The 3,496-nt window shown below is 38.8% G+C and carries 3 protein-coding genes; all 3 read left to right on the forward strand.

Annotation, left to right across the window (positions count from 1 at the left end; translation table 11 throughout):
- Window positions 1-165 precede the first annotated feature (165 nt).
- From RM549_RS19160 to RM549_RS19170, 3 genes are read left to right on the forward strand one after another with little or no spacing between them, the layout of a single operon-like run.
- Window positions 166-1,437, forward strand: a complete 1,272-nt coding sequence (locus RM549_RS19160) for a site-specific integrase (RefSeq protein WP_311687696.1) — start codon at window positions 166-168, stop codon at window positions 1,435-1,437.
- A 43-nt stretch (window positions 1,438-1,480) separates the two neighbouring features.
- A complete protein-coding gene (locus tag RM549_RS19165) occupies window positions 1,481-2,407 on the forward strand; it encodes a tyrosine-type recombinase/integrase (protein ID WP_311687698.1) in 927 nt (308 codons plus the stop codon).
- On the forward strand, window positions 2,394-3,407 hold the full coding sequence (locus RM549_RS19170) for a site-specific integrase (RefSeq protein ID WP_311687700.1): 1,014 nt from the start codon (window positions 2,394-2,396) through the stop codon (window positions 3,405-3,407). Before RM549_RS19165 ends, RM549_RS19170 begins: the two co-directional genes overlap by 14 nt.
- Window positions 3,408-3,496 lie beyond the last annotated feature (89 nt).

The following is a 3,496-nucleotide window of genomic DNA, read 5'->3' on the forward strand; positions in this document are numbered from 1 at the left end:
AGCCCATTATGCAAAGAAAATAATTATGTAAAGTTGTTGTTTTACACTTCTCATAATCAGTAAAATACCAGTGTTTTCCTTTACATAATTTTAATTCTTTTCTCGTTCAACTTTAGCAGACAATATTTTATTTAGAGGAATTATTAACCTCTAAATAATAGTCTTATGAATGAACAAATTAGGGCTTTCAATGAATTGATGGCTGAAGTCGGGAATTATCTTGAAAACAGCCATGCGTACTCCGGTAATACAGTTGGAGCCTATCGAAGAGGTTGGCTACGACTGAGGGAATTTATGGTCTCCAACGGAATCCAACATTATGATCAGAAAGTAGAAGAGCAATTTCTTAATTACGAGTTTGAAGGTCGTAAAGGGCGTAAGCTTTCCAAACAGGAACAATTTCTAGCTAATGGTACGAGGAAACTCACTGAATTCCAAAGTACCGGCCAGATTAAGGTCCCGAACCTACCACCCGTGAAAGTTCACCTGGTCTTTAATGGGGTCTTAGGTGAGGCCATAATAAGGTATCTGGATTATAAAAGAGTAGAAGAAAGATTATCTAACATACGCCTACATTGCTATAGACGTTGCCTTTTTCGTTTTCTGGAATATTGCAATAAAAACAAAGTCCTTGCTATAAGGGATATTGATTTAGCTGTACTTTTAAAGTATATAAATACCTTGGATTGTGGAAAAACTGTGGTAGTTCCTATCCTTTCAACACTTCGGGGTTTTATAAAGTACTTATTTAAACAGGAGCTTTTAATAGCCGATTATTCCAAAGGAATCCCCAAGTACCGGATCGTCGATCAACCTAAATTACCTTCTACCTATTCAAAAGGAGAAATAGAAAAACTAATTGCATCGGTGGAAAGATCTAGTCCAATAGGAAAACGAAATTATGCTATCATTCTTTTGGCTGCAAGACTGGGACTTCGGGCTTCGGATATTGCCAGATTGAAATTCTCAAATCTGCATTGGGATACCAGTACTATTGAAATAGAACAAGTCAAGACAGGGAAAGAATTAATATTGCCCTTATTGCCTGACGTTGGAAATGCGATCATCGATTATTTGAAATACGCACGGGCAAAATCAGAGGAGCCATGTATTTTTTTGTCGGAAAGACCGCCATATAGTTATTTTACTTCAAGCAATGTGATTACCCATATTGTCCAAAGAGCTTATATAAAAGCAGGGATTAATATTAAGAGCAGAAGGTATGGCCCTCGCTCCCTGCGACAAAGCCTGGGATTTAGGTTGCTGGAGGAAAGTACAGTGCTCCCCGTCATCTCTGAAGTATTGGGCCATAAAAGCACGGAATCCACACGGTATTACTTAAGAATTGATCTTAAATCCATGCAACAGTGTATACTGGAAGTGCCTTCCGTATCACCTGATTTTTACTTGCAGAAAGGAGGTGTTTTTTATGATTAGTTATGACAGCATATACGGTCCGGATATTACGCAATTCATTGATATGAAAACAAAGCTGGGTTTTAAGTATACCACTGGGAAAATTATTTTATCCCAAATTGACCAGCTAGCCCATCAACAGGAAGAAAAAACGAAAGGGATCAGGAAGGAGTTTGCCCAAAAATGGTGTAAAGAGCGATGCAATGAGTCTGAACGATATCGGTACGATAGAATAAGGTTCTTTGCACAATTTTCTTCATACCTCTGTGATTTGGGTATCCCCTCTTACATCCCCAAACTTCCACGTTACCCGAAAAATACCTTTGTTCCTTACATCTATTCCCAAAAGGAGGTCCATGCCTTATTTAAAGCTGCTGATGAATTAAGATCTGTAAAAAGAAATATGAATTCATGCTTGATTTGTATGCCGGCACTGGTCAGGCTATTGTACTGCACCGGAATTCGTATTGGAGAAGCTTTGGCCATAACAGATGAAGATGTAAACCTGGAAGAAAATTATTTACAGGTAAAAGACTCCAAAAACGGGAAGGAGCGCATCATTCCTATTTCAACTTCGCTGGTTGTTGTTTGTAAAGAATACAAACTTTATAGGGATCAACTCCCTATAAAGAATAAGTCGGAATATTTTTTTGTGAACATCAACGGAAATAAATGTGGGCAAGGGGTAAGAAGCTGGTTTAAAAAGTGCTTAAATAAAGCGGCTATTTATCATACCGGAAATAACCATGGGCCACGTATCCATGATCTTCGTCATACTTTTGCGGTCACCTCACTGGCCAGTATGGCTGAAGCTGGCGTAGACCTTTACGCTTCCTTACCGATTCTTTCCAATTATCTGGGTCACGGATCAATAGGGGCCACTAACCATTATGTAAGACTCACGGCCAATATGTACCCAGATTTGATCAGGGACGTAGATATGACCTGCCTGAATGTATTTCCTAAATATAATAACTATGAAGCCAACTGATTTTTCCAAGTATATCTCTGATTTTATATCCAGGTACCTGCCCCATGAGAAAGGGCTAAGTAACAATACGATTAGAGCGTATCGGGATACCTTTGTTTTACTACTAGAATACCTCCAAAAGGAAAAACGTCTAAAAGTAGAAAAACTTACCTTAAATATGGTTACCAAAGAAGTAGTACTGGATTATCTCGACTGGCTACAAAGTACTAGGAGCAGTAGCAATGCGACTCGCAATGCACGCCTGGCGGCCATCCATTCATTCTACAGGTTTTTACAACATGAAAGCCTGGATCATCTGCACCAATGCCAAAAGATTTTATCCATTAGGTTTAAAAGATCTCAGCATAAATCCATTACCTACCTCACCATTGAAGCAATGAAATTGTTATTGCAACAACCGGACGCTGCTACCATCAGAGGACGGAGGGACTTGGTGCTGCTGTCTTTAATGTATGATACGGGGGCCAGGGTACAGGAAATTATTGACCTGACCCCATCTATGGTAAGGCTGGATACTCCGCCAGTGATAAAAATTATTGGTAAGGGAAACAGAGCGCGTGTGGTGCCGATGCTTAATGCTCAAACCGAGCACCTAAAAAACTATTTAAAAGAAAACCGGTTAGATGCAGATTTTTCGAATAGGTATCCACTGTTCTTTAATAGTAAAAAGGAGAAACTCACCCGGGCCGGGATTCATTACATTCTACAGAAATATTATAAAAAGGCAAAGAAATCAAATAACATGCTGCTCCCAGAAAAAATAAGCTGTCATTCCCTGCGGCACTCTAAAGCAATGCACCTGCTGCAAGCAGGAGTGAATCTAGTTTATATCCGGGATATACTGGGACACGTATCCGTTCAAACTACAGAAATCTATGCCAGAGCAGATTCCAAACAAAAACGTCAAGCTTTAGAAAAAGCTTATGTAAATATTAATCCTGAGGAAACAGCTACGTGGACAAAAAATGAAAATTTGATGATGTGGCTGAAGAAATTCTAAAAATATTATGTAAAGTAAATTGAAGGATTAATGAGTGAAATAAGGAGGTTCAGCCGTTTACTTTACATAATTATTTTCTTTGCATAATG

The sequence above is a fragment of the Autumnicola patrickiae genome (genome assembly GCF_031846525.1).
GTDB lineage: Bacteria > Bacteroidota > Bacteroidia > Flavobacteriales > Flavobacteriaceae > Autumnicola > Autumnicola patrickiae.

Bases quoted from the DNA above. Each gene is read 5' to 3' on its own strand.
- RM549_RS19160 (WP_311687696.1), top strand. From the start codon at position 166: ATGAATGAACAAATTAGGGCTTTCAATGAATTGATGGCTGAAGTCGGG.
- RM549_RS19165 (WP_311687698.1), top strand. From the start codon at position 1,481: ATGAAAACAAAGCTGGGTTTTAAGTATACCACTGGGAAAATTATTTTA.
- RM549_RS19170 (WP_311687700.1), top strand. From the start codon at position 2,394: ATGAAGCCAACTGATTTTTCCAAGTATATCTCTGATTTTATATCCAGG.